The organism is Clostridium ihumii AP5 (assembly GCF_000612845.1).
GTDB lineage: Bacteria > Bacillota > Clostridia > Clostridiales > Clostridiaceae > Clostridium_J > Clostridium_J ihumii.
Map to the genome: position 1 here is coordinate 1 of NZ_CCAT010000056.1, position 1,034 is coordinate 1,034.

Below are 1,034 nucleotides of genomic sequence, written 5' to 3' on the forward strand. Positions count from 1 at the left end.
CCGGACTTGGGTAATCCTCCATATGAAACTTACAACGCCACAATGGACCTTGTAGGACTCGAACCTACGACCGGACGGTTATGAGCCGTCTGCTCTAACCAACTGAGCTAAAGGTCCAGGCTCTTAAAAATCGCGGCGGAGGGGATCGAACCCCCGACCTCCCGGGTATGAACCGGACGCTCTAGCCAGCTGAGCTACACCGCGAAAAAGATATTCATTATTTAAATGAAATGGAGCCTAGCGGGATCGAACCGCTGACCTCCTGCGTGCAAAGCAGGCGCTCTCCCAGCTGAGCTAAGGCCCCATGTTTAAATTTATAATTATCGGGAAGACAGGATTCGAACCTGCGACCCCTTGGTCCCAAACCAAGTGCTCTACCAAGCTGAGCTACTTCCCGTTTAACTAATGCACCCAAGAGGAGTCGAACCCCTAACCTTTTGATCCGTAGTCAAACACTCTATCCAGTTGAGCTATGGGCGCATATTTGAAATGCCGAGGACCGGAATCGAACCGGTACGGTGATCACTCACCGCAGGATTTTAAGTCCTGTGCGTCTGCCAGTTCCGCCACCCCGGCGCGATTGCTTTGGCAAAGCGGAAAACGGGGTTCGAACCCGCGACCCCCACCTTGGCAAGGTGGTGCTCTACCACTGAGCTATTTCCGCGTGTTTAAAGATGCCGGCTAAAGGACTTGAACCCTCGACCCTCTGATTACAAATCAGATGCTCTACCAACTGAGCTAAGCCGGCATGTAAAACTTAAATTATGCGGGTGAAGGGACTTGAACCCCCACGCCAAAGGCGCTAGATCCTAAGTCTAGTGCGTCTGCCAATTCCGCCACACCCGCAAAAATATGAGCCGTACAGGGCTCGAACCTGTGACCCTCTGATTAAAAGTCAGATGCTCTACCAACTGAGCTAACGGCTCATATGGAGGTTAACGGGATCGAACCGCTGACCCTCTGCTTGTAAGGCAGATGCTCTCCCAGCTGAGCTAAACCTCCAAAAACAACATTCGCGTGGCGACGTCCTACTC

Annotated in this window: 11 tRNA genes; all 11 read right to left on the reverse strand. The window is 52.3% G+C overall.

The window, feature by feature from the left end:
• Window positions 1-43: 43 nt before the first annotated feature.
• The 11 genes from BN346_RS11025 to BN346_RS11075 all read right to left on the reverse strand — a co-directional run bounded on the left by BN346_RS11025 (window position 44) and on the right by BN346_RS11075 (window position 1,002).
• Window positions 44-117: transfer RNA gene (locus tag BN346_RS11025), tRNA-Ile, on the reverse strand.
• 13 nt (window positions 118-130) lie between these two features.
• A tRNA-Met gene (locus tag BN346_RS11030) sits at window positions 131-204 on the reverse strand.
• Between the two features lie 27 nt (window positions 205-231).
• Window positions 232-304, reverse strand: a tRNA-Ala gene (locus tag BN346_RS11035).
• Window positions 305-323: 19 nt separating this feature from the next.
• A tRNA-Pro gene (locus BN346_RS11040) sits at window positions 324-397 on the reverse strand.
• Between the two features lie 9 nt (window positions 398-406).
• A tRNA-Arg gene (locus BN346_RS11045) sits at window positions 407-480 on the reverse strand.
• Between the two features lie 10 nt (window positions 481-490).
• A tRNA-Leu gene (locus BN346_RS11050) sits at window positions 491-576 on the reverse strand.
• Between the two features lie 16 nt (window positions 577-592).
• Window positions 593-664: transfer RNA gene (locus BN346_RS11055), tRNA-Gly, on the reverse strand.
• An 11-nt stretch (window positions 665-675) separates the two neighbouring features.
• Window positions 676-748: transfer RNA gene (locus tag BN346_RS11060), tRNA-Thr, on the reverse strand.
• A gap of 17 nt (window positions 749-765) precedes the next feature.
• Window positions 766-846 (reverse strand) — tRNA-Leu (locus BN346_RS11065).
• A gap of 7 nt (window positions 847-853) precedes the next feature.
• Window positions 854-926: transfer RNA gene (locus BN346_RS11070), tRNA-Lys, on the reverse strand.
• 3 nt (window positions 927-929) lie between these two features.
• Window positions 930-1,002, reverse strand: a tRNA-Val gene (locus BN346_RS11075).
• Between the last annotated feature and the right edge of the window lie 32 nt (window positions 1,003-1,034).